Annotated in this window: 23 protein-coding genes; all 23 read right to left on the bottom strand. The window is 36.5% G+C overall.

What is annotated here, in order from left to right; genetic code table 11:
- Positions 1-33: 33 nt before the first annotated feature.
- The 23 genes from purB to ACPLVE_RS00640 all read right to left on the bottom strand — a co-directional run bounded on the left by purB (position 34) and on the right by ACPLVE_RS00640 (position 23,328).
- Positions 34-1,452 (bottom strand): adenylosuccinate lyase, encoded by a 1,419-nt coding sequence (gene purB / locus ACPLVE_RS00750; protein ID WP_424608934.1) that lies wholly within the window; start codon positions 1,450-1,452, stop codon positions 34-36.
- The gene (locus tag ACPLVE_RS00745; RefSeq protein WP_424608933.1) at positions 1,449-2,642 is read right to left on the bottom strand and encodes a hypothetical protein; all 1,194 of its coding nucleotides are present in this window, start codon (positions 2,640-2,642) and stop codon (positions 1,449-1,451) included. The genes purB and ACPLVE_RS00745 overlap by 4 nt, the downstream gene beginning before the upstream one ends.
- Positions 2,643-2,755: 113 nt before the next feature.
- The gene (locus ACPLVE_RS00740) at positions 2,756-3,943 is read right to left on the bottom strand and encodes a pyridoxal phosphate-dependent aminotransferase (RefSeq protein WP_424608931.1); all 1,188 of its coding nucleotides are present in this window, start codon (positions 3,941-3,943) and stop codon (positions 2,756-2,758) included.
- A 37-nt stretch (positions 3,944-3,980) separates the two neighbouring features.
- Positions 3,981-4,832 carry a PHP domain-containing protein gene (locus ACPLVE_RS00735; protein WP_424608929.1) on the bottom strand — a complete coding sequence of 284 codons (852 nt, stop codon included), beginning with the start codon at positions 4,830-4,832 and terminating at the stop codon, positions 3,981-3,983.
- Positions 4,833-4,897: 65 nt separating this feature from the next.
- Positions 4,898-5,158: a stage V sporulation protein S gene (locus ACPLVE_RS00730; protein ID WP_022587739.1), complete on the bottom strand. Its 261-nt coding sequence runs from the start codon at positions 5,156-5,158 to the stop codon at positions 4,898-4,900.
- 66 nt (positions 5,159-5,224) lie between these two features.
- Complete coding sequence (locus ACPLVE_RS00725) at positions 5,225-6,007, bottom strand: TIGR00282 family metallophosphoesterase (RefSeq protein ID WP_424608927.1); 783 nt, start codon at positions 6,005-6,007, stop codon at positions 5,225-5,227.
- A gap of 103 nt (positions 6,008-6,110) precedes the next feature.
- Positions 6,111-7,637 carry a ribonuclease Y gene (gene rny / locus ACPLVE_RS00720; protein ID WP_424609163.1) on the bottom strand — a complete coding sequence of 509 codons (1,527 nt, stop codon included), beginning with the start codon at positions 7,635-7,637 and terminating at the stop codon, positions 6,111-6,113.
- 71 nt (positions 7,638-7,708) lie between these two features.
- Positions 7,709-8,302, bottom strand: a complete 594-nt coding sequence (locus ACPLVE_RS00715; RefSeq protein WP_424608925.1) for a regulatory protein RecX — start codon at positions 8,300-8,302, stop codon at positions 7,709-7,711.
- Positions 8,303-8,340: 38 nt separating this feature from the next.
- Positions 8,341-9,366, bottom strand: coding sequence for a recombinase RecA (gene recA, locus ACPLVE_RS00710; protein WP_424608923.1), 1,026 nt, complete (start codon positions 9,364-9,366; stop codon positions 8,341-8,343).
- Positions 9,367-9,421: 55 nt separating this feature from the next.
- Complete coding sequence (locus ACPLVE_RS00705; RefSeq protein WP_424608921.1) at positions 9,422-10,660, bottom strand: competence/damage-inducible protein A; 1,239 nt, start codon at positions 10,658-10,660, stop codon at positions 9,422-9,424.
- A gap of 18 nt (positions 10,661-10,678) precedes the next feature.
- Complete coding sequence (gene pgsA / locus ACPLVE_RS00700) at positions 10,679-11,215, bottom strand: CDP-diacylglycerol--glycerol-3-phosphate 3-phosphatidyltransferase (RefSeq protein ID WP_424608919.1); 537 nt, start codon at positions 11,213-11,215, stop codon at positions 10,679-10,681.
- The gene (gene rimO / locus ACPLVE_RS00695; protein ID WP_424608918.1) at positions 11,215-12,525 is read right to left on the bottom strand and encodes a 30S ribosomal protein S12 methylthiotransferase RimO; all 1,311 of its coding nucleotides are present in this window, start codon (positions 12,523-12,525) and stop codon (positions 11,215-11,217) included. Before rimO ends, pgsA begins: the two co-directional genes overlap by 1 nt.
- Positions 12,522-14,669, bottom strand: a complete 2,148-nt coding sequence (locus ACPLVE_RS00690) for a DNA translocase FtsK 4TM domain-containing protein (protein WP_424608916.1) — start codon at positions 14,667-14,669, stop codon at positions 12,522-12,524. The genes rimO and ACPLVE_RS00690 overlap by 4 nt, the downstream gene beginning before the upstream one ends.
- A gap of 96 nt (positions 14,670-14,765) precedes the next feature.
- Positions 14,766-14,975 carry a YlzJ-like family protein gene (locus ACPLVE_RS00685; protein ID WP_424608914.1) on the bottom strand — a complete coding sequence of 70 codons (210 nt, stop codon included), beginning with the start codon at positions 14,973-14,975 and terminating at the stop codon, positions 14,766-14,768.
- Positions 14,976-14,978: 3 nt separating this feature from the next.
- Complete coding sequence (locus ACPLVE_RS00680; protein ID WP_424608913.1) at positions 14,979-15,689, bottom strand: ClpP family protease; 711 nt, start codon at positions 15,687-15,689, stop codon at positions 14,979-14,981.
- Positions 15,690-15,744: 55 nt separating this feature from the next.
- Positions 15,745-16,941 (bottom strand): aspartate kinase, encoded by a 1,197-nt coding sequence (gene dapG, locus ACPLVE_RS00675; RefSeq protein WP_424608911.1) that lies wholly within the window; start codon positions 16,939-16,941, stop codon positions 15,745-15,747.
- Positions 16,942-17,008: 67 nt separating this feature from the next.
- On the bottom strand, positions 17,009-17,260 hold the full coding sequence (locus ACPLVE_RS00670; RefSeq protein ID WP_424608909.1) for a YlmC/YmxH family sporulation protein: 252 nt from the start codon (positions 17,258-17,260) through the stop codon (positions 17,009-17,011).
- A gap of 13 nt (positions 17,261-17,273) precedes the next feature.
- The gene (gene dut / locus ACPLVE_RS00665) at positions 17,274-17,720 is read right to left on the bottom strand and encodes a dUTP diphosphatase (RefSeq protein ID WP_424608907.1); all 447 of its coding nucleotides are present in this window, start codon (positions 17,718-17,720) and stop codon (positions 17,274-17,276) included.
- Positions 17,704-18,960 carry a M16 family metallopeptidase gene (locus ACPLVE_RS00660; RefSeq protein WP_424609161.1) on the bottom strand — a complete coding sequence of 419 codons (1,257 nt, stop codon included), beginning with the start codon at positions 18,958-18,960 and terminating at the stop codon, positions 17,704-17,706. Before ACPLVE_RS00660 ends, dut begins: the two co-directional genes overlap by 17 nt.
- A 46-nt stretch (positions 18,961-19,006) precedes the next feature.
- Positions 19,007-19,726 carry a polysaccharide deacetylase family protein gene (locus tag ACPLVE_RS00655; RefSeq protein WP_424608905.1) on the bottom strand — a complete coding sequence of 240 codons (720 nt, stop codon included), beginning with the start codon at positions 19,724-19,726 and terminating at the stop codon, positions 19,007-19,009.
- 104 nt (positions 19,727-19,830) lie between these two features.
- On the bottom strand, positions 19,831-21,957 hold the full coding sequence (pnp, locus tag ACPLVE_RS00650; RefSeq protein ID WP_424608903.1) for a polyribonucleotide nucleotidyltransferase: 2,127 nt from the start codon (positions 21,955-21,957) through the stop codon (positions 19,831-19,833).
- Between the two features lie 64 nt (positions 21,958-22,021).
- Positions 22,022-22,303, bottom strand: a complete 282-nt coding sequence (gene rpsO, locus ACPLVE_RS00645) for a 30S ribosomal protein S15 (RefSeq protein WP_424608902.1) — start codon at positions 22,301-22,303, stop codon at positions 22,022-22,024.
- A gap of 74 nt (positions 22,304-22,377) precedes the next feature.
- On the bottom strand, positions 22,378-23,328 hold the full coding sequence (locus ACPLVE_RS00640; RefSeq protein WP_424608900.1) for a bifunctional riboflavin kinase/FAD synthetase: 951 nt from the start codon (positions 23,326-23,328) through the stop codon (positions 22,378-22,380).
- Positions 23,329-23,340 lie beyond the last annotated feature (12 nt).

Below are 23,340 nucleotides of genomic sequence, written 5' to 3'. Positions count from 1 at the left end.
TTTATGATATTGGGATGTAGAAGGTGAAAATTTTTAAACTTCTACGCGTACTTCTACCTCTTCTACTTTTTCAAGCAAAGGATTTACATTTTCCACGATAAATTCTACCACTTGACTTGAGGACCTGCCCGTAAATTTCTTGGGATCGGTAAGATGAAGGATCTCTTCATGGGTAAGACCAAATCTTTTATCCTGTGCTATATAATCAAGAAGGTGATTTTCTCCTCCATTTTTTACTTCTTCTATAGCCTTGAGGGAGTATACTCTTATTGCTTCATGCAGTTCTTGCCTGTCTCCACCCTTTTTAACCGCAGCCATCAAAATTTTTTCTGTAGCCATAAAAGGAAGTTCTCTTTTTACGTTTCTTTCAATTACCTTTTCATTTACCTTTAACCCAGAAGCAATGTTTATATAGAGGTTTAGTATGGCATCTGTAGCCAAAAACATTTCCGGTATCACAATTCTCCTGTTAGCTGAATCATCCAGAGTTCTTTCAAACCACTGATTCGATGCAGTGATAGAAGAATTTAATAAAGTTACAATTACATATCTGGATAATGATGCCATCCTTTCGCTTCTCATGGGATTTTTCTTATAGGCCATTGCAGAGGAACCAATTTGTCTTTCTTCAAAAGGTTCTTCAATTTCCCTCAAATGTTGCAAAAGACGTATGTCGTTACTGAATTTGTGAGCACTTTGAGCTATTCCACTCAAAACGGAAAGAATCATAAAATCGTACTTTCTCGTATAAGTTTGCCCCGTTACGGGAAAAGACTTTTTATAGCCCATCTTTTCTACAACCAGTTTATCAAGCTTTTTTACTTTCTCTTCATCTCCGTCAAATAGTTCCATGAAGCTGGCTTGTGTACCTGTTGTACCTTTTACACCTCTTAACATCATATTCTGTCGTCTGTATCTTAAATCTTGAAGGTCAAGAAGAAGGTCTTGAATCCAGAGGCATGCCCTCTTGCCCACGGTTGTGAGCTGGGCAGGCTGAAAATGAGTATACCCTAAAGTGGGCATATCTTTATATTTTAATGCAAATTCCGAAAGAACTTTTATTACTTTAAGAAGCTTTTTTTCAAGAAGTTCTAATCCTTTATCCATCAATATAATATCTGTATTGTCATCGACAAAAGCAGAAGTAGCCCCCAAATGGATTATGGGTTTTGCTTTTGGACACAAAAGTCCATAGGCATGGATATGAGCCATTACATCGTGTCTAAATTCTTTTTCAAATCTTTCTGCGTCTTCATAATTTATGTTTTCTATATTTTTTTCTAGCTCTTCTATTTGTTCTTCTGAGATGTTAAGTCCTAATTCTCTCTGACTTTTTGCTAGTGCTACCCATAACCTCCTCCATGTTTTAAACTTTTCGTCATCAGAAAAAATCCTTGCCATTTCTTTACTGGCATACCTTGTAACCAATGGAGATTGATACACATCTCTCATCTTTCATCCTCCTTCAAATTATAAGTTGCTACTACCTTTAAAGGTCGATTTTTTTCATCTACCAGTGACAGCTTTATTGAATCTTTCGTTTTGACGACTTTGAGAATTTTTCCATAGGATAGAGGATAATTTCTTTGAAGGTCTAAAGGAAAGTCGATATTTAATTCTTTTATCTTGATCTTATCAAAATTTTCTAAAAAAGTGCTTTGTCCGTTGGCTGTGTTTATCATTTCTGTACCTTTATCCTTGTGGAATATCAAAGCTACAGAACCGTCATCATAAAAGAGAGGTTCATCAATTAGTAGATTCTGATAGACATTATTTATTTCTATCTTTTTTTCTGCCTTTAAATTAACAATGACCATTGAATCAAATCTGTTTGATGAGATGTCCTCATTTACCAAAAAAGATATTGCATCTTTGTCTTTCCTGAGCGGGAATATTCTTCCATTAATTTCAGCAATTTCTTTAATATTTTTATCTTTTTGTACTTTGTATACTTTTGTTATGGATCCTTCAGTTCTGTAAATATAAACTATTCCTTCATTATTTGCATCGATCAAATGTCCATAAGTAAATTTTTCTGGAGGTGTACTGGCAATTTTACGATATATTCCATCGCTATTTTCAAAATAAATGGCATAACCTGAATTTTCTTTTAAAGCAACTGCATAATATACCGGAGTATTTACATCAACTGTAAACTCTCTAAAATTTTTCAAATCTATTACGTTTATTACTTTGTCAATTCTTGGTTGATTAATATATGCAAAATAGTTGTCATTAGAAAATTTTGTAGAATAAAAAGGTGCATCCAAGTACTTCAAGACTTCTTCTTTTAATTCCATTCTTTTGCCGCTTATTACATCTATAAGGTGTAAGCTCTCTATTCTTCCGTTTTCTATTTTCCCTGCAATAACTATATTTTCAGTTACTGCTGTGATAAAACCATCTTTAGAATCATCAATTGATACAGGCAATTTATAAAAGTTACCTCTGTATTCTAAAACCAGCTCCCCTTTATCTCTCAAAAGTACTCTATCTGAGGTCGCATATATTATTGTGGGATCTGAATTAGCAGTAAAGTGATACTTTTCAAGTTTTTTGAATGTATCATCTGAAACAGCACATGAAGTTAAAAGAGATGAAAAAATAAACAAAACAGAAAGAAATAACAGGTACCTTTTCATAAATAACCCTCCTTTAGAAAATCTCACCCCCATTATACCATTTGAATACATTCCGAGCAAACTTAACTTATTAAAGCCCCTGTTTAACTTAATAGCAGGGGCTTTAATAAGTTTTATTTTCTACTTAAAAGATTTTCAATTCTGTCAAGACCTTCTTCTATACTTTCAAGGGAAGTAGCATAAGAAAGTCTCACATAATTATCCATTCCAAAAGGCAGCGCGGGTACTACAGCTACATTTGCATCTTCAATTAAGGCGTTTGCAAAATCTATGGAACCATTTATTGTTTTTCCGTTGATCGTTTTCCCTATGTAATTTTCTATGTTTACCATTACGTAAAAAGCACCTTTAGGAGTGGAACACCTTAAATCTTTTATTTTGTTCACTCTTTCTACCATATAAAGCCTTCTTCTGTTAAATTCTTCTTTCATCTTCTTTATCTCTTCTTCTCCGCCTCTTAAGGCTGCAACACTAGCATACTGAGCGATTGAATTGGGGTTTGATGTGGTATGGCTCTGGATATTTGACATGACTTTCGCCACTTCCAGTGAAGAAGCCGTGTATCCTATCCTCCATCCCGTCATGGCATAAGCCTTTGACATTCCATTTACTACGATTGTCAGCTCCTTTATCTTTTCACCTAAAGAAGCGATGCTTACATGCTCTCCTTCATATATGAGCTTTTCATATATTTCATCTGAAATCACGAAAATATTTGCCTCTTCAATTACTTTAGCAAGTTTTTCTAATTCTTCTTTAGTATATACGGCCCCAGAAGGGTTGTTTGGGCTGTTTAAGATTATAGCCTTTGTCCTGGGTGTAATAGCATTTTTTAGCTCTTCAGCAGTTATTTTAAAATCATTTTCTTCCTTTGTATAAACAAAAACAGGTTTACCATAAGCCAATCTCACCATTTCAGGATAGCTTAACCAGTAAGGCACGGGTATTATCACTTCATCCCCGGGATTTAAAATTGCACAAAGAGCGTTGTATATCGAATGTTTTGCACCGTTTGATACCACAATCTGTTCAGGAGTGTAATGAAGACCGTTATCTTTTAACAGTTTTTCACATATGGCTTTTTTTAACTCTATGATTCCAGAAGATGGCGTATATTTAGTGTATCCTCTTTTTATGGCTTCAATTGCAGCCTCTTTTATGTAGTCAGGAGTATCAAAGTCCGGCTCGCCTACTCCAAAGTCTATGACGTTTATCCCTTCAGCCCGCAATTTTTTAGCCTTTGCAGTTATTTCCAAAGTCATAGAAGGAGTGATTTGCAAGGCATTTTGTGATAGGTTCAATTTTTACACCTCCAAATTTGTCATAAGTGTCACAATATTATTTTAACTTATAAGTCGTCAAATTTCTATCTAAATTTTTTGACTTGCTTTTTAAAATCTCCACGTATTTATAATCAAGCATTATCGTGCCCAGCAAGTCTTTTCCGTCCACTTCTATACCGTGAAAATCCGAGCCTCCAGTTATTATTAAATTGTAATCTTTTGCCTTCTTTAAATATTTCTTTTCATCTTCTTCTGTGTGTTTCGAGTGAAAAACTTCTATCCCTACGAGACCTGCTCTTACTAATTCTTCAATCACACTGTCATTGATAAGAAGCCCTGGATGAGCAAGAACCGGAACGCCTCCATTTGCTAGTATTAAGTCTATTGCCTCTACAGGAGTGATGCGATATCTTTCCACGTAAGCCGGTCCGTCAACGCCTATATACTTTTCAAAGGCTTCTTTGACATCCTTTACGTAATTTTTCTTGACCATCGCTCTTGCTATATGGGGTCTTCCTACAAATCCTTCTGATGTAAATTCTAAGACATCTTCTATAGTAATTTCGATTCCCAAGTCATTTAATTTTTTTATCATAGCTTTTGCCCTATCATTTCTTAGCTTTTTCATTTCCTCAATCTTTTTAGTAAAATGTTTGTTTCTGTAATCTATACAGTATCCCAAAATGTGAACCTCTTGGCCTTCATAGTAACAGTTAAATTCAATCCCCGGGATTACTTCTATACCAAATTCAAGAGAAGCTTCCATAGCTTCTTCTAATCCTTCTACTGTATCGTGGTCCGTCAATGCAATACAGGAAAGTCCATGTGCTTTTGATAATTCAACCACTTTCCGTGGCGGATTTGTCCCATCAGAAGCTTTTGAATGCATGTGCAAATCAGCAAACATTCTCTCCGACCTTTCCTTATAATTTTTCTAAAATTTAAAATAACCTGCGAAACGCAGGTTATTCATTATCTCGGTTCCACAATCAATTTTATTGCCGTTCTTTCCTCCCCATCTATCTCAATATCTGTAAAAGCAGGAATACAAATTAGATCTATGCCACTTGGAGCAACAAAACCCCTTGCAATTGCAACGGCTTTTACAGCTTGATTAATAGCCCCTGCCCCTATCGCCTGTACTTCTGCACCGCCCCGCTCTCTTATCACTCCTGCCAATGCTCCTGCTACAGCATTTGGATTAGACTTTGCTGAAACTTTTAATACTTCCATTACTTTTTCCCCCTTAAAATAATTTTTTCACTTTAAATATTCTACATCAAATGAAAAAATCCTTCTTTATTGTGAAGAAATTTTATTAATTCTTTCTATTTTTAAAGCTTTTCCTGTACTTTCGTCGATTTCAACAACTATTGCATTTATCTGCGCAGGACCTTTTGCTACTTCAAATCTTACAGGTACAGAAGAAGTAAATCTTTTGATGATTAAATCTTTGTCTATTCCAAGCACAGATTCATAGGGTCCGGTCATCCCTATATCTGTGATGTACGCAGTACCTTGTGGAAGAATCTTTTCGTCTGCTGTTTGTACATGGGTATGGGTACCAAATACACAGCTTACTTTCCCATCAAGAAAATATCCCATGGCTATTTTTTCTGATGTAGCTTCGGCATGAAAGTCGACGATTATTATATTTGTTTCCCTTTTTAATTTTTTTATTTCTTCTTCTGCCACAAAAAAAGGATTTCTGTTACAAGGCATGAAGGTAATACCTTGAAGATTTAATACTCCAACCTTCTTTTCTCCTACTTCTATTATGGCAGAACCTCTGCCAGGAGTTCCTTCGAGGTAATTAGCAGGTCTTAAAATTCTCGGCTCTTCATCTATGAATTGCAGTATTTCTTTCTGGTCCCACACATGATTGCCAGTGGTTAAAAGAGAAATACCCATTTCAAAAAGTTCGTCAGCTACCTTTCTTGTTATACCATTTCCTCCAGCAGCATTCTCGCCATTTGCTATGATTAAATCCACGTCATAGGCTTTTTTTAGCTCTTCTAAATTCTCTTTTAAAATATTCCTTCCAGGTCTGCCAACTATATCTCCTAAGATAAGTATTTTCATCTTATACCTCCAGACGAATTTTTATAAATATCTTCAATTTTATTATTGCACAATTTTATAAACTTTTAAAGCGTGCGAAACGCACGCTTTTTTTCAAATTTTTTCACTTTGCATAATCAATAGCCACTGTCTCCCTTATTACAGTAACTTTAATTTGGCCGGGATATTCAACTTCCTCTTCAATCTTTTTACTTATGTTTCTCGCAAGTATTACAAGTTCGTCATCGCTTATAATTTCGGGTTTTACCATTATCCTTATCTCTCTACCCGCCTGAATAGCATAGGCCTTTTCAACACCCTCAAACGAATTAGCAATTTGCTCTAACTTGTCAAGTCTCTTTATATATGCTTCCAAAGCCTCACGCCGTGCACCCGGTCTGGCCGCTGAGATTGCATCAGCTGCCTGTACTAACACTGCCTCAATTGTTTGAGGCTCTACATCATTGTGGTGAGCCATTATAGCATGTACCACCGCATCGGACTCATGATATCTTTTTGCAAGCTCTGCCCCTATCATTACATGGGGCCCTTCCACTTCATGGTCAACAGCCTTTCCTATATCGTGTAAAAGCCCAGCCCTTTTGGCAATAGAAGCATCTGCTCCTAGTTCATAAGCCATAAGGCCTGCAAGATGAGCTACCTCTATAGAATGTTTAAGGACATTTTGGCCATAGCTGGTCCTAAATTTAAGTCTGCCCAGAAGTTTTATAAGCTCTGGATGTAAACCATGAACTCCTACCTCAAAAGCAGCTTCTTCTCCAGCTTTTATTATCATATTGTCTACTTCTTTTTTGGCTTTTTCTACCATTTCCTCTATCCTTGCTGGGTGTATTCTTCCGTCTTCGATCAGTTTCTCAAGGGCAATTCTTGCAATTTCTCTTCTTATTGGGTCAAAACCAGAAATTACTACGGCTTCAGGAGTATCATCGATTATTAAATCAATACCTGTTAGGGTTTCAATAGTCCTTATGTTTCTACCTTCCCTACCTATTATCCGACCTTTCATTTCATCATTAGGAAGAGTAACGACCGATACAGTTGTTTCAGCAGCATGATCTGCCGCACAGCGTTGTATAGCTAGCCCTACAATTTCCCTTGCTCTTTTCTCAGCTTCTTCTTTAGCTTTGTTCTCCATTTCCTTGATCATTACTGCCATATCGTGCTGTATCTCTTTTTGCACACTCTCTAATAAGATATTTTTCGCTTCTTCCTGAGTAAGTCCTGAAATCCTCTCTAACTCCTCTAATTGTCTTTTATGAAGAAGAGTTATCTGTTCTTCCAGCTGCTGAATTTCTTTTTGCTTTTGTTCTAACAAATTCTCTTTTTGTTCAAGGCTTTCAGCCCTTTTTTCAAGCAACTCTTCTTTCTGAAGAAGCCTTTTTTCAAGTCTCTGTAGTTCTCCTCTTCTATCTCTTACTTCTTTTTCAAAATCCGCTCTTAATCGGTGAATTTCTTCTTTTGCTTCCAGCAAGGCTTCTCTCTTTTTATTCTCCGCATCCTTTCGGGCACTTTCTAGTATGGTTCTGGCTAGAGTTTCTGCACTTTTTATCTTGGATTCGGCAATTACCTTACGCACCAGAAAACCTGCTAGAAAGCCGACTAGTATTGCAATAAGTGCTGTGATTATCAATTCAACATGGCTTATATTCCTACACCTCCTTAAGTACATGTTTCATATTCTATTTTAGACCCTTTACAAAATTATGTCAAGTTTAAAGCCTTTTCAATATTTTCAATCTCAAAGCCATTTGTGTATAAATATCTCTTTAATTTTTGAACCTCGTCATAGGATTTTCTTTTCTTCTGAATGATTTGTTTTATTACTTCTATTTCTTTTTCAAATGGGTATAAGGTCTCCAATACCTCTTCTATTATATCTTTTTTGATACCTCTTTTTATGAGTTCGTGGTATATCCTTCTTCGACTGTATTGATTCCTAATCTTTTCTTCTACGAAAAGTTTTGCATAGTTCTTGTCGTTTATATAATTATACTCTTTTGCCTTCAATAAAGCTTTGTCTATAGCTTCTTCTGAAAAACCTTTTAGTTTAAGCTTATCTATAAGTTGCTTTTCAGTGAGTATTCTTTTTGATAAAAGTCTAAAAGCATAGTCTTTGGCATTTTTGCTTTCAATATAGTTTACATAATATTTATACTGTTCATTATTTATTTCTTTTCCTTCTTCAATACCCAGCACAAGAAGTGCTTCTATATCGCAAGTAAAAGAATATTCCCCATCAATAAATACATCATACTTAGAATCTTTTTTTCTTTTTATCACTCCAGTAATAACCATTTTCTTCCCCTCGCTAATAAAATAACCCCTTGCAGGGGCTATTCTAATAGGTTATCAGGTGTTGATTTTATCTTATTATAGGCAAGATTAAAATTTTCCCTGATTTTTCTTTCAATCTCCTCAGCTATTTCTTTATTTTCTTTTAAGAATTGCTTTGCATTTTCCCTTCCTTGGCCTAATTTTATGTCCTTATAAGAATACCAAGAACCGCTTTTTTCTATTATATCAAGGGCTGCACCCAAATCGAGTATACTTCCTTCTTTTGATATCCCTTCTCCATACATTATATCAAATTCTGCTTGTTTAAAAGGAGGTGCGATTTTGTTTTTTACGACCTTCACGCGAGTTCTACTTCCTACAATTTCATTCCCTTGTTTTATGTTATCAACCTTTCTAACATCAAGCCTTATAGTAGCATAAAATTTTAATGCTCTTCCACCAGGGGTAGTTTCAGGATTTCCAAACATTACTCCTACTTTTTCTCTTAGCTGATTTATAAATACAACTATAGATTTGGATTTGCTGGTTACTCCTGCTAATTTCCTCAAGGCCTGTGACATGAGTCTGGCTTGAAGACCTACGTGACTGTCTCCCATTTCTCCTTCTATTTCGGCTCGGGGCACTAAAGCTGCAACAGAATCTATTACGATTATATCTACCGCACCACTTCTTACCAAAGCTTCTGCTATCTCAAGAGCTTGTTCTCCAGTGTCAGGTTGAGATACAAGGAGGTCTTCTATATTTACACCAAGTTTTTGAGCATATACAGGGTCAAGAGCATGCTCAGCATCTATGAAGGCTCCTGTACCTCCCATTTTTTGAGCTTCTGCTATCATGTGGAGGGCTAAGGTGGTCTTTCCAGAAGATTCAGGTCCAAAAATCTCAATTATCCTACCCCTGGGTATACCTCCAACTCCCAATGCTATATCCAGCTCGATTGAGCCTGTTGGTATTACTTCTACGTTTAATTTGGCAGTATCGCCGAGCCTCATTATGGCTCCCTTTCCAAATTGCCGCTCTATTTGGTTAATAGCAATTTCTAAAGCCTTTTGTTTCTCAATCATCAATTTTTACCTCCTGATAAAATTTTGTTCCCCTCTCCATATTAAAATTATTATACTAATCAATTTGTTTTCCTTCAAGATACCTTCTTACCATGTCAAGAGCATGAAGCATAGCTCTTGTGCGAATTCTATCCCTGTCACCACTTAACATCAGTTTTTTTATATAAGTCTTCTGCGGTGTAGCAAAACCTACATATACTAATCCTACAGGTTTTTCAGGGGTCCCTCCTGATGGGCCAGCAATACCAGTTGTGGAAAGGCCTAAATCCGCGTTTGCCAGAGACCTCACTTTTTCAGCCATCTCTTTTGCAGTTTCGGGGCTTACTGCACCGTAAGATTCTAACGTCTTTTTGTCAACCCCTAATATTTTTTCCTTTGCTACATTGCTGTAAGTCACTACACCAAATCCAAAAACTTTAGAGGCACCAGGAACGTCTGTTATTTTTTTTGCCAAAAGGCCCCCTGTACAAGATTCAGCGGTAGCGAGCGAAAGCCCTTTCATCTGCAACAACTTTACTACAACTTCTTCCATGTCCTCGTCATCTACAGCGTAGATATATTCACCTAAAATTTCCCTTATCTTGCTTTCTACTTCTTTTATCATCGTATTTACATTTCCTTCTAACCCTTTTGCAGTTATCCTAAGCGTTACATATCCGTCCCCCACAAGCGGAGCTACAGTAGGATTGCTTCCTTGAAGCAAAGGTTTTACCATCTCTTCTACTTTTGACTCTCCAATGCCAAATATTTTTAATACTCTAGATTTTATAGTTTCTTTAGTGAAATTCTTTAAATAGGGATATACATGTTCTTCAAACATGGGTATGAGTTCAGAAGGAGGACCCGGCAAAACGACAAAAATTTTCCCCGATTTTTCAAGAATGAATCCCGGAGCAGTTCCATTCCTATTGGGTAAAATCCTTGAACCTTCCGGGAAAAAAGCCTGCTTAAAATTGTTTTCAGTGGGTTTTTGCCCTATTCTTTCAAAAAAATTTATTATTTCTTGTTTTGCCTCTTTATTTTCTACAAGGGGTAGATTTAAAAAGGAGGCGATAGTCTCTTTTGTTATGTCATCGACAGTGGGACCGAGACCTCCCGTAGTTATTATTAGTTCTGACCTTTCGTAAGCAATTTTTAGGCATTGCTTAAGTCTGTCCTCATTGTCTCCTACATTGGTATGAAAATATACATCTATTCCCAAAAGAGCAAGCTTTTCGGACAGGTATTTAGCATTTGTGTTAATAATTTGTCCCAGTAAAAGTTCTGTTCCTACAGAAATTATTTCTCCCTTCATAAGAACACCTCTTTGTATTTAATCTTTAAAAAGGTTTTTTGATTTTATTATATAATCGACGCCAGAGTATATTGTCAAAATTAAAGCTGTGTATACCATTATCATATCAAAAGGAAAATGGATGAGACTAAAAGGATAGTTGTTAAGCATTAATGCAATAACTGCAATCATCTGAAAAGTAGTTTTATATTTCCCGTAATTACTGGCTGCTATTACAATTCCCTTATCTGCTGCCAATGTCCTTATTCCCGTTATTAAAAATTCTCTTGCTATTATGATTATTACTATCCAACTGGGGATCCTGCCCATTTGAACTAAAGCAATAAGTGCAGAAGTAACCATTATTTTATCGACCAAAGGATCCATAAATTTTCCAAAATTAGTTATTTGTCTGTATTTTCGCGCCACATATCCATCCAATTTATCGGTGATGGCGCCAATAGTGAAGAAAAATGCAGCTAAAAAATCACCGTATGGAATTTTTATCAACAAAAACACCATAAAAATGGGTATTAAGAAAAGCCGTGACATCGTGAGTTTATTGGCTAAGTTCATTAATATTCCCCCAAAAGGTCATATTCAAATGCATCTTTTATAGTAACAGATATGAAGTCTCCGGGCAAAAGCTTTTTATTGCTTTTTACATATACAATTCCATCTATTTCTGGAGCATCCATATAGCTTCTGCCATAATAAATTCCGTCTTCGAATCCCTCGATCATCACTTCTAATCTGGAACCTATTTTTGAAAAGTTGAATTCATAAGATATTTTTTGCTGAATTTCCATTAATTCTCTCTGCCTTTTAAGTTTCACACTTCTTTTTATTTGAGGTTTCATGTAGTAAGCTTTCGTACCTTCTTCCCTCGAATAAGTAAACACACCAACCCTTTCAAATCTTTTGTCTATTAAAAATCTTTTCAAGTTTTCGAATTCTTCCTCGGTTTCCCCAGGAAACCCAACTATGAAGGTGGTTCTTATTACCATTCCCGGTATACTTCTTAACTTTGATATAACCTCCTCTATTTTATCCCTTGTTGTACCTCTATTCATCCTTCTTAAGACAGATTCGCTGGAATGCTGAAGAGGAATATCTATATATTTCACTACTTTTTCATTCTTTTTTATCTCTTCTATCAATTCATCTGTTACGCTGTCAGGATACGCATAAAGAAGCCTAATCCATTTAACTCCTTCAATTTTAGCTAACTCACGCAAAAGCTCAGGGAGTACAGGTTTTTTATAAAGGTCTATTCCGTATTTAGTAGTATCTTGAGCAATCAGTATAAGTTCCTTTACTCCCCTTTTTACGAGTTCTTCTGCCTCTTTAAGAATATCCTCAATCTTTCTACTTCTGTATTTGCCTCTAAGTTTTGGAATTATACAAAAAGAACAGGCATTGCTACAGCCTTCTGCAATTTTCAAGTAGGCATAATAAGGGGGAGTAGTTAAAACCCTGGAAATACCCTCATCTTTTAAAAGGTCAGGATGACCGTATTTTAACACTTTTTCTCCTCTTTTTAGTTTTTCAATTACCTTTACAATTTCAGTAAAGTCTCCAGTCCCTATAACTGCATCTAGCTCTGGCAGTTCTTTCATTAATTCTTTATTGTATCTTTCTGAAAGACAACCAGTAGCAATCAAATATTTTAATCTTTTTTTCTTCAATTGTCCCATCTGTATTATAGTTTCAATGGATTCTTTTTTAGCATCTTCAATGAAGGCACAGGTATTTACTATGATAATATCTGCTTTCCTTTCATCGCTTACTATGTTATACCCATTTTCTTTAAGTAAGAAAAGCATTTTTTCTGAATCCACGCTATTTTTAGGGCAACCTAGCGATATTAGGCCAACGTTTTTCATATCGACTTCCTTTCTAAAAGCTTTTGTATTTCTTCCCTAGACATGAGTATTTGTCTGGGTTTTGCACCGTCATAACCGCTTATTATACCTTTTTGTTCTAATTGGTCTATGATTCTGGCAGCTCTAGCATATCCTATCCTGAGTTTCCTCTGAAGAAGAGAAATAGAAGCCTGACCGGTTTCCAAAATGACAGAAATTGCATCTTCCAGAAGTTCGTCTTCCTCCTCTTCTAAAGCTTTGCCGTTCAATTTTTCTTCAATCTTGATTTCTTGGTAATGAGGATTATAATTTTCCTTTAAAAAGTTTACTACCGCTTCTACTTCTTCTTCTGAAATAAAAGCTCCCTGGACTCTTATGGGCTTCGAAGCCCCAATAGGGTCAAATAGCATATCACCTTTCCCTAAAAGTTTTTCCGCCCCTGCCATGTCTAAAATGGTACGGGAGTCTATTTGGGAAGAAACAGCAAAAGATATCCTTGAAGGTATATTCGCCTTTATTACTCCCGTTATCACATCTACAGAGGGCCTTTGAGTTGCGATTACCAAATGGATACCTGCGGCTCTTGCCATTTGAGCAAGTCTGAATATATACTCTTCAACTTCTGCAGGAGATACCATCATCAGGTCAGAGAGCTCATCTATTATTATGACTATTTTATAAAGTCTTTCTTCTTTATACTTTTCATTATAACTTTCTATATCTCTTACTCCAGCCTCTGCAAAAATTTTATATCTTCTTATCATCTCCTGTACAGCCCAGTTTAAAACCCCGGCTGCCTTTTTGGGATCTGTCACAACAGGAGTAAGAAGATGAGGAATTCCATTATAAATGTTGAGTTCAACCACTTTTGGATCTATTAGAATCATTTTTACCTGTTGCGGAGAAGCCTTGTAAAGGAGACTTACTATCAAAGAATTTATGCAAACACTCTTCCCTGAGCCTGTTGCTCCTGCGATCAAAAGGTGTGGCATTTTCCCAAGGTCTGCTATGATTATATTCCCGGCTATATCTTTTCCCAATCCGATGGCAAGTTCCGACTTGAAACTTCTAAATTTCCTGCTGTCAATAACTTCCCTTAAATATACAGGAGTTATCTTTTCATTTGGAACCTCAATTCCAATAGCAGACTTTCCAGGAATGGGTGCTTCTATCCTCACAGAAGGAGCCGCTAAGCTCAAGGCTAAGTCATCTGTTAAACTCACAATTCTGCTTACCTTAACTCCTGCACTGGGCTGCAGTTCAAAACGGGTTATGGCAGGTCCCTTTGTAACCTGAACCACTTTAGCTTCTATACCGAAATTCCTCAATGTTTCTTCTATCCTTTTAGCTTTTTCAAAAAGCAATTCGTTCTTTACTTTCGGTGAAGGAATCGCCTCTTTTAATAGGGTAATTGGAGGGGGAGTATATTCTCCATCTTCTTTTGCCAGAGAGGGTCTTTCATACACCTTTCTTTCTTCCTCTATCTGCTCTACTATTTCAATTGGTTTCCCAATGTTTTTATCCTCATTTTCCGCTTCGTAGAAAGACTGCACTGGTTCTTCTACAGGCTCTATCTTAACAGACTTTTTTTCTTTTTCATGTTTTTTATTATGTATGAGGTTTTCCTTTTTTACCATTAATTTTTCATACGAGCTTTTTATCAGACTTACAATAGAAATATCTGTTACAAGTACTGTAAAAATAGCAGTAAACGATATTAGCAATATATAACTTCCAACTATTCCTACCATCTTGACAAAAAAATACACTATTAACCCGCCGATAACCCCTCCACCTGTGTTATTGATTCCGCTTATATAAGATACAGAGATATAATCTTTAAAATTCGTAAGTATAGGAAAGTAATAAAGTTGATTCAAACTTATAAACATGAGAAACAACCCTAAAAGCGCCATGGACCTGTGAAGTTTTATGAAATCCTTACTTGCAAATAAAAACATCAGAGCAAAAATTAAAAGTAGTGCTGAAAACACATAGGAACCTGTCCCCAAAAAGCCTTTTAGAAAAGTACCTATATGTTTACCTATTATGCCTGTTGAATCGGTATAAAGGCTCAAAAAAGAGATAAGAGTAAAAGCCAAAAAGATTATCCCCATGATTTCTTCTTTTACTGGTTTTTGTTTTTTATTTTTTCTATCTATCATATGTATCACCTAGCTAAAAATTTCTTCTCCTATAAAGATTTTAGTATTAATCCTTCAAAATAGCAACAAAAAAATAGATGAGTGTGTAAAACCCATCTATAAAAAGATAATATTCCCGGGAGAATAACTTTTATCAAGATAATCATAGGGATTGGTAGAAAACATGTTACGTATAAGATATTTCCCTTCAGAAAGCCTTTCAACTAAAAGAGTCTTATTACCTAATTTTAATTCTGAATAATTCATGACAGTATATTCCTCTTTTTTTTCGAAAATTACCTCGTAGGGAATTATGGTGTAGAGCATGTTTCAAAATACTCCTTCCTTTTCTTTTTTCTCAATCAGTTGATGTAGCTTCTTTAAAGCCTCCTTTATCCCCCCGATTTCATCTATCAATCCATAATCGACGGCTTCTTTACCCACAAGTATTGTTCCAATGTCGTTGGCAAGTTCTCCCGTTTTTAGCATTAAACTCATAAAGGTGTCTCTTTTTATTTTTGAATTTCTGACAATGAATTCTACTATTCTGTCTTGCATCTTGTTAAAGTAATCAAAAGTCTGAGGGACTCCCACTACAAGTCCAGTCATTCTGATTGGATGAATAGTCATCGTAGCACTGGGAACTATGTAAGAGTAATTAGCAGAAACAGCCAGCGGGACACCAATGCTATGACCTCCTCCCAGTACAATCGAGACCGTGGGTTTGGAAAGGCTTGCAATCATCTCTGCGATGGCTAACCCTGCTTCCACATCTCCACCGACGGTGTTTAAAAGTATGAGTACCCCTTTTATATTTGGGTTTTCCTCTATGGCTACCAGCTGAGGAATTATATGCTCATATTTCGTAGTCTTATTCTGTGGGGGAAGAACCATATGTCCTTCTATCTGACCTATTATGGTTAAACAATGAATATCACTTTCGAAATTAGGTACGTTGGTTTGCCCTAAATTTTTTATATTTTCCTGAATTGGAGGAAGGGTTTGAGGTTGATCTGTCCCTTCTTCATTCATAAACTTCATTTGTATCACTCTCCTACATATTAGTATAAAAAAAAAGAAGGAGAGTATGCATCCTTCAAAGTCCAAATTCTTCGTGCAGCACTCTTATGGCATCTTCTACCTTATCCTGACTTACAAGACAGGATATTGTGTTGTGGGAGTCCGCTGTTTGATATATTTCAATACCACGGCTGGACAAAGCCTTAATCACTCTGGCCATTACTCCAGGGACTCCTCTTATTCTATTGCCTATAATAGAAACTTTGGCACAGTTGCTTCTATAAGAATATTTTACGCCAAGCCTCTCAAAAAGGTTCCTGAGTTTTTCAAAATCAGAATCGGAGATAGTAAAAACTTGTTTATCAGGGAAAATATTTATCAAATCAATACTAATTCCTTCCTCTCCAATCTTTGCAAATATATCCTCCACGTTCCCTTTATCTTCAATCACAATCTGGACCCTGTTATTCATGTTTGCTATTCCTGTCACCAGCTTATTTATTTCATATATGCTGGCGTAGGCATCGCTATAATTAGTTATTATTGTCCCTCCGCCGTCAGACATGGTATTTTTTATAATTAATGGTATATTACCCCTCATAGCTATTTCTACAGCCCTCGGGTGAACCACCTTTGCGCCTTGTTCAGCAAACTGGAAGACCTCATTATAGCTTATTCTATCTATGACGTGTGCTGCCGATACAATTCTTGGATCTGCAGTCATTATTCCATCCACGTCCGTATATATTTCGACAGCTTCAGCCTTTAACGCTACTCCCAAAAGCGCTGCTGTAGTATCACTTCCCCCTCTCCCTAATGTGGTTAGTTCACCCTTTTGAGTAATTCCTTGAAAACCTGCTACCACGGGTATTACTCCATCTTTTAATATATCTAAAATCCTTGAAGGGTCTACATTTATAACTTCTGCATTTCCAAAATTATCATCTGTTATTATGCCAGCTTGTCCTCCTGTCAGAGCTGTAGCCTTATACCCTTTGCTGGACAAAGTAGCAGCAAAAAGTACACTGGAAATTATTTCGCCGCAGTTCATTATGAGGTCTAAATCTCTTTTTGAGATGTCCTTATATACCGATTTAGCCATGTTTATAAGGGTGTCTGTAGCATAGGGATCTTTCTCTCGCCCCATAGCAGATACTACTACAACGACGCTATACCCATTCTTCACCGCTTCTATTACCCTCATAGCAGCCTTTTCCCTTTTTTCTTCTGAAGAAACGGATGTTCCTCCAAATTTTTGCACCAATATTTTCACAATCTCATCCTTTCCACTATAATATCAGTTATTATTATACTTTACTACAGCATCAAAGGAAAGTAGTTCAATAAAATTTTCTCGGTCTGCCCTCAAACTCTACTATTATCATGTCATCTCCTATTCTTCTTATGGCATTCCAAGGGATTTCTATGTAGTTTGTCTTTCCCCTGAAAAATCCTCCTGGTTCGTACACTATTATAGAATGGATTCTCCCCGTTTCTTCGTCGATTATAAGGTCGGAATCCTCAATCAACCCCCATCTTTTTCCATCGATAATGTTCACAATTTCTTTATTTCCAAACTCGCTCAACCTCACTGATATCCTCTCCTTACATTCCCGTATGGCCAAAACCACCGTCACTTCTTTGGGTTTCAGAAAGTTCTTCTACCTCTATTATTTGAGGTCTTATTATCTGGTTTATTACCATTTGGGCGATACGTTGTCCTCTTCTAATGGTAACGGGTTGTTTTCCTAAATTTATGACTATGAGTTTGATTTCACCCCTGTAATCGGAGTCCACTGTACCAGGGGTATTAAGCAAAGTAATACCGTAATTTAGAGCAAGACCGCTTCTTGGCCTTATCTGGGCTTCATAATTTGGAGGAAGCTCGATCTGTATTCCTGTAGGTATTAATTCAATTTCCCCCGGATTTATCACCACTTCGCCCTTTACGTTGGCATATAGATCCATTCCTGCTGCTCCCTCACTCATATAAGTCGGTAAAGGCAGGTCTTTTGCATCTTCTGTTCTCTTTATCTTAAGCACTATTGACATTTTCTAACCACCTTTTGTCTTTTTTATTGAGTTTACCCACTACTGATACAGTCATTTCATCTGGTTTTATTATCATTTTTGCCAATTGATTTACTTCTTCAAAAGTTATTTCTTCTACAACTTTTAGAGCATCTTCAATGAGGTAGACTCGGTCAAAAAGCAGTAATGACTTACCTATATTACTCATTCTAGCACTTATGCTGTCTTGATCCATTAAAAGGTTTATCTTAAGTTGCTCTTTAAATTTTTCGAACTCTTCCTTGGTAACGCCATTCTTTGAGATTTCCTCTATTTCCTTCACTATCAAATCATAGACTTTTCTAAAGTTGCTGGAAGTCATACTCGCAAAAATTGCAAACATTCCTGCATGGGGATAAGTAACTGGATAAGAGTAAATGGAGTAAACCAATCCTTTGTCTTCCCTTATTTTCTGAAAAAGCCTTGAACTCATTCCTCCTCCAAAGGCATTGTTAGCAATGGAAAGAGCGTATACTTTCTTCAAGTCATAGGATATGGAGGGAAGTCCTATGCAGAGATTTACTTGTTCAAAATCTTTTTCATAAATGGCTACATCCTTATGCCACAAAGGCGGGAGAAGAGCATTGTCAGATTTTATTTCTTTAATTTTCTGAAGATAAGGTTTTAATATGTCGTATATCCTGTCATCAAAATTACCGGCCACTGATACAACTACTTTGTCTTTAACATAATGTCTGTTATAATAGTCCAAAATATGATTCCTATTTAAATTTTTAATCGTATTGAAGGTACCTAATACAGGAAATGAAAGGGAATGCCCCTTCCAGGCCGTTTTGGCGAGAAGGTTATAGGCAACATCTTCTGGAGAGTCAAGCTCTGATAATATCTCTTCAAAAACCACCTGTTTTTCCTTTAAAATGTCTTCTTCCCTGAATGCCGGATTAAAAACCATGTCGAAAAGAATGTCAATTCCTTTTTCCAAATGACTGCCCAACACCTTTATGTAAAAGCAAGTATCTTCTTTTTCAGTAAAACCATTCAGCTGCCCACCTATGCTGTCCATTTCTTCGGCTATTTGTCTCGCACTTCTTTTATGAGACCCTTTAAATACAAGGTGTTCTATGAAATGAGAAACGCCATTTATCAGCTTTGATTCATACATCGAACCTGCTTTTATCCATATGCCTATGTATACAGAATTTACATGAGGGATTTTGCAGCTCACCACATTTACTCCTTCTATCTTCTTTTGTTGATACAATTTCATCCCCTCTGCTTTTGAAAATTTACTATATATTATAGCAAATTTATCTTTCCTCTACAATCACTTCTGAAACCTTAGTTATTTTAAAACCTTTTTCTTTAAGCTTTGCTATTATATCCGGAAGGGCTTCTACAGTATTTTTTGTAGGATGCATTAAGACTATTGCCCCATTGTGATACTTTGTCATCACTCTTTCTACAATAGTCTGGGGACTAGGATTGTTCCAATCTATTGTATCTAAACTCCAGAGAATCACCTTATATCCTAAACCTTCTGCAATTTTTACAACCTGCTCATTAAAATCTCCATAGGGAGGAGCAAAGAGAGAGGGCTTTTCTCCGGTTATTTTTTCTAACACTTCTTCACTTTTCTTTAGGTCTTTTTCACAGTCTTCCCTTGAGAGGCTTGTGTATTTAACATGAGAGTACCCATGACTTCCTACTTCGTGGCCTCTTTTATAGATTTCTTTCACCACCTCAGGATTTTTTTCAGCCCATTTTCCTTCAAAAAAAAAGGTTATATGTACATCATTCTTTTCAAAAATATCCAGCATCTTAGGTATGTATTCGTCTCCCCAAGCTACATTGCAGGCAAAAGCTATTTTTTTATCTTTTGTGTCACCGCGATATATGGGTTCGTTAGTGTTAAATACGGAGACAGCCTTTGTAAGTATGTAAATTAGAAGCATCAATACAAGCAAACCCGAAAGGATTAAAATCCAAACAGCTTTTTTATTGGGGTATTTTATATAAAAGATTTTCATTATAACACCACCTGTCTTCTATTCTCAATTTAATTTTATTCAGCCAGGCAGCGTTTATATTACTAAAAAATAAAAAACATAAACCGTGGGGGCGGTTTATGCCTTTATTTTTTCCTAATATCGACTTTCTTACGGTTTTGAGGGTCTTCTTCTTCAGGCAAAGCATCTTTGTGGGATAATACAATCCTACCCATGTTATCAATATCCGTGACTTTAACCAGAATGCTGTCCCCAACTTTTACTACATCTTCCACTTTGCGAACTCTCTTTTTTGAGAGATTGGATATGTGTACCAATCCTTCTTTGCCTGGTGCAATTTCTACAAAGGCTCCAAAAGGCGCGATCCTTAAAACTTTTCCTAAATAAATTTCTCCCACAGCGATGTCTTTTGTTATAGCTTCGATCATTTGTTTAGCCTTCTCCCCTGCTTCTAAATTAGGCGCCGTTATATAAAGCCTGCCATCTTCTTCTATGTCAATCTTTACACCCGTCTCAGATATTATTTTGGTGATGGTTTTTCCTGAAGGTCCTATTATGTCTCTTATTTTTTCAGGATTTACGACCATTCTTACTACTCTTGGTGCATATTTAGAAAGTTCTTTTCTCGGTTCCTTTATGACCTCAAGCATTTTTTGGAGCACATAAAGCCTTGCTTTTCTTGCTTTTTCTAAAGCAATTTCCAGGATGCTTCTGTCAATCCCAGGTATCTTTATGTCCATCTGAATAGCAGTTACACCTTTTTCTGTACCTGCTACTTTAAAGTCCATGTCTCCAAGAAAATCCTCAATCCCCTGTATATCTGTTAAAACTAAGACTTCATCCTCTTCTTTTATAAGCCCCATTGCAATCCCAGCTACTGGCGCTTTGATGGGAACTCCCGCATCCATTAAAGCCAGCGTGCTTCCACATACCGACGCTTGAGAAGTAGAACCATTAGAACTTAATACTTCAGATACCAAACGTATTGTATAAGGAAATTCTTCTTCTGAAGGAATTACAGGTTCCAGTGCTCTCTCTGCTAAAGCTCCGTGTCCAATTTCTCTTCTACCAGGGCCTCTTAAAGGTTTCACTTCCCCAACGCTATATGGTGGGAAGTTGTAATGGTGCATGTAACGCTTGAATTCTTCGTCCCCAATTCCTTCTAAAATCTGTATATCGCCAATTGCTCCAAGAGTAGCGACAGTTAGAACCTGAGTCTGCCCTCTTGTGAATATCGCAGATCCGTGGGTTCTTGGCAATACTCCTACTTCGCACCATATAGGCCTTATATCATCAAGCCCTCTTCCATCCACCCTTGTCTTTTCTTCTTTGATCATTTTTCTCATCTGTTCTTTCATTATCTTATAAAGAACTTCATCAATATCCGCAAGGTTGTCAGGATATTCGTCCTTAAAATGTTCAAGAACTTCCTGCTCTACCTTGTCTAAGTTGTCATTTCTTTCTTTCTTTTCAGGAGTTCGCAAAGCCTGATATATTTTCTCTGTTGCATATTCTCTTACTTTTTGTTCCAATTCTTTATCAACTTCATGCAAAACTACCTCTGCTTTAGGAACTCCCACTTCTTTTACGATACCTTCTATAAATTCTACGATCTGTTTTATATACTCATGGGCATACATTATTGCATCTAATATTGTTTCTTCAGGCACTTCTTTTGCTCCCGCCTCTACCATCACTATCGCATCTTTTGTTCCTGAGACTACTAAATGCATGAGACTTTTTTCTCTTTGCTCATGGGTTGGATTTATTACAAATTCTCCGTCTACCAGTCCAACTGCAACAGAGCCCGTCGGTCCATTAAAAGGTATGTCCGATATAGAAAGAGCCACAGAAGAACCTATCATCGCTACGATTTCGGGTTGGGCATCAGGATCTACTGACAGAACCGTAGCGATTACTTGTACATCATTCCTGTATCCTTCCGGAAATAAAGGCCTTATAGGTCTGTCTATCAAACGAGCCGACAGAATAGCTTTCTCGCTAGGTTTTCCTTCCCTTTTGATAAATCCTCCAGGAATTTTTCCGATAGAATAAAGTCTTTCTTCATATTCAACTGTCAAAGGGAAAAAATCGATACCTTCTCTCGGCTCCTTTGAAGCACAGGCAGTAACAAGCACAACCGTGTCGCCATATTTCACCCATGCAGCACCGTTAGCTTGTTGTGCAACCTTGCCTGTTTGAACTACAAGTTTCCTGCCTGCCAGCTCCATTTCAAAGGTTCGTTCTTCCATATTTCTTTTCCTTTCCTCCTTTCATTTGTAAAATTTATCAGAAAATAGAGCGAAAATAACCGCTCTATTTTCTGAGGTCTAATTTTTCAATTATAGCACGATATCTGTTTATATCCTTTTTCATCAAATAGTTCAGAAGTGCTCTTCTCTGCCCTACCATTTTAAGAAGGCCTCTCCTTGAGTGGTGGTCCTTTTTATGAACCTGTAAATGTTGTGTCAGTCTGTTTATCCTCTCGGTGAGAAGAGCGATTTGAACCTCTGGAGAACCCGTATCGGTATCGTGTAGCTTGAACTTCTCAATTATCTCCGTTTTCTTTGCTTTGTCGAGCAACTTTTTCACCTCCATTTATGTTAATTCGCCTTACGCACAGAATATCGCCGGAGGTGCGAATACTCTAAGCGTAAGGTAAATTCGCTATTTTATTTTATCACATAATGTTTTTGTTGTAAAATATTTTTAAAGTTTTTTGCGTATTCTATATCCCTAAATACCTGTTCTTTTAACTCATCTGAGCTTTTAAACTTGATCTCATCCCTTATTCTTTTTACAAACTCGATTTCTATGTTTTCTTCATAAAGCTGTTCTTGAAAATCTATTATATGGGTCTCAATAGTCAAATTCTTTTCTCCAAAAGTCGGTTTAAATCCTACATTTGTTACGGAAATAAAATCCTTTCCCCTTATTTTTACTATCGTCACATACACTCCTTTTTTTGGCAAAACCATTTCTCCGGGTATTTCTATATTGGCAGTGGGGAATCCGAGCATTTTTCCTATTCCCATTCCTTTTATTACTTTCCCTTTAATTGCAAAATAGCGGTTCAAAAGTAGAGCAGCTTTTTCTACCTCTCCACTTTTTATAAGTTCTCGAATAAGACTGCTGCTCACTACAATCCCCTCATAAACAACTTTAGGCACTACATGCACTTCATAAGAGTAAAGTGAAGAGTATGCTTTTAACACCTCTACATCTCCCAAACCTTTATGACCAAAGCGGTAATCCGGACCTATTACAGCTACCTTCATATTGAGTTTTTTTATGAGAATCTCCTCTATAAATTTCTCCGGAGAAAAAAGAGAGAGTTCTCTTGTAAAATCAAAGAAAATGCCGTAGTCAATCGAAAAAGAATTTAAAATTTCCATTTTCTGGTCTAAAGTGGTAATGAGTTCTGGTGGATTATCGGGCTCTAAAATTTTAGATGTATGTTGCTTAAAAGTGAATACAGCGCTTTTTAATCCCTTATTCCTTGCTATAAAAATGGCCTCATTTATTAGTTTTTGATGACCTATATGGAACCCATCAAAATTTCCAAGAGCTATAACTTTTTCTTCTGCATAGTTTGAAAAATTAGACTCGTCAATTACTTTCAAAATTGGTTCCCC

Origin of the sequence: Caldanaerobacter sp., from assembly GCF_049701115.1 — a bacterium.
Classification (GTDB): domain Bacteria; phylum Bacillota; class Thermoanaerobacteria; order Thermoanaerobacterales; family Thermoanaerobacteraceae; genus Thermoanaerobacter.
Note: the sequence above shows the minus strand (reverse complement) of the source record. Positions and strands in the feature narration are given on the sequence as shown.

Coding starts and splice junctions, on each gene's coding strand:
- purB (WP_424608934.1), bottom strand. CDS start 1,452: ATGAGAGATGTGTATCAATCTCCATTGGTTACAAGGTATGCCAGTAAA.
- ACPLVE_RS00745 (WP_424608933.1), bottom strand. CDS start 2,642: ATGAAAAGGTACCTGTTATTTCTTTCTGTTTTGTTTATTTTTTCATCT.
- ACPLVE_RS00735 (WP_424608929.1), bottom strand. CDS start 4,832: ATGTTTGCTGATTTGCACATGCATTCAAAAGCTTCTGATGGGACAAAT.
- ACPLVE_RS00730 (WP_022587739.1), bottom strand. CDS start 5,158: ATGGAAGTATTAAAAGTTTCAGCAAAGTCTAATCCAAATGCTGTAGCA.
- ACPLVE_RS00725 (WP_424608927.1), bottom strand. CDS start 6,007: ATGAAAATACTTATCTTAGGAGATATAGTTGGCAGACCTGGAAGGAAT.
- ACPLVE_RS00715 (WP_424608925.1), bottom strand. CDS start 8,302: ATGGTTATTACTGGAGTGATAAAAAGAAAAAAAGATTCTAAGTATGAT.
- recA (WP_424608923.1), bottom strand. CDS start 9,366: ATGATTGAGAAACAAAAGGCTTTAGAAATTGCTATTAACCAAATAGAG.
- ACPLVE_RS00705 (WP_424608921.1), bottom strand. CDS start 10,660: ATGAAGGGAGAAATAATTTCTGTAGGAACAGAACTTTTACTGGGACAA.
- pgsA (WP_424608919.1), bottom strand. CDS start 11,215: ATGAACTTAGCCAATAAACTCACGATGTCACGGCTTTTCTTAATACCC.
- rimO (WP_424608918.1), bottom strand. CDS start 12,525: ATGAAAAACGTTGGCCTAATATCGCTAGGTTGCCCTAAAAATAGCGTG.
- ACPLVE_RS00690 (WP_424608916.1), bottom strand. CDS start 14,669: ATGATAGATAGAAAAAATAAAAAACAAAAACCAGTAAAAGAAGAAATC.
- ACPLVE_RS00685 (WP_424608914.1), bottom strand. CDS start 14,975: ATGCTCTACACCATAATTCCCTACGAGGTAATTTTCGAAAAAAAAGAG.
- ACPLVE_RS00680 (WP_424608913.1), bottom strand. CDS start 15,689: ATGAAGTTTATGAATGAAGAAGGGACAGATCAACCTCAAACCCTTCCT.
- dut (WP_424608907.1), bottom strand. CDS start 17,720: ATGTCAATAGTGCTTAAGATAAAGAGAACAGAAGATGCAAAAGACCTG.
- ACPLVE_RS00655 (WP_424608905.1), bottom strand. CDS start 19,726: ATGAAAATCTTTTATATAAAATACCCCAATAAAAAAGCTGTTTGGATT.
- pnp (WP_424608903.1), bottom strand. CDS start 21,957: ATGGAAGAACGAACCTTTGAAATGGAGCTGGCAGGCAGGAAACTTGTA.
- rpsO (WP_424608902.1), bottom strand. CDS start 22,303: ATGGAGGTGAAAAAGTTGCTCGACAAAGCAAAGAAAACGGAGATAATT.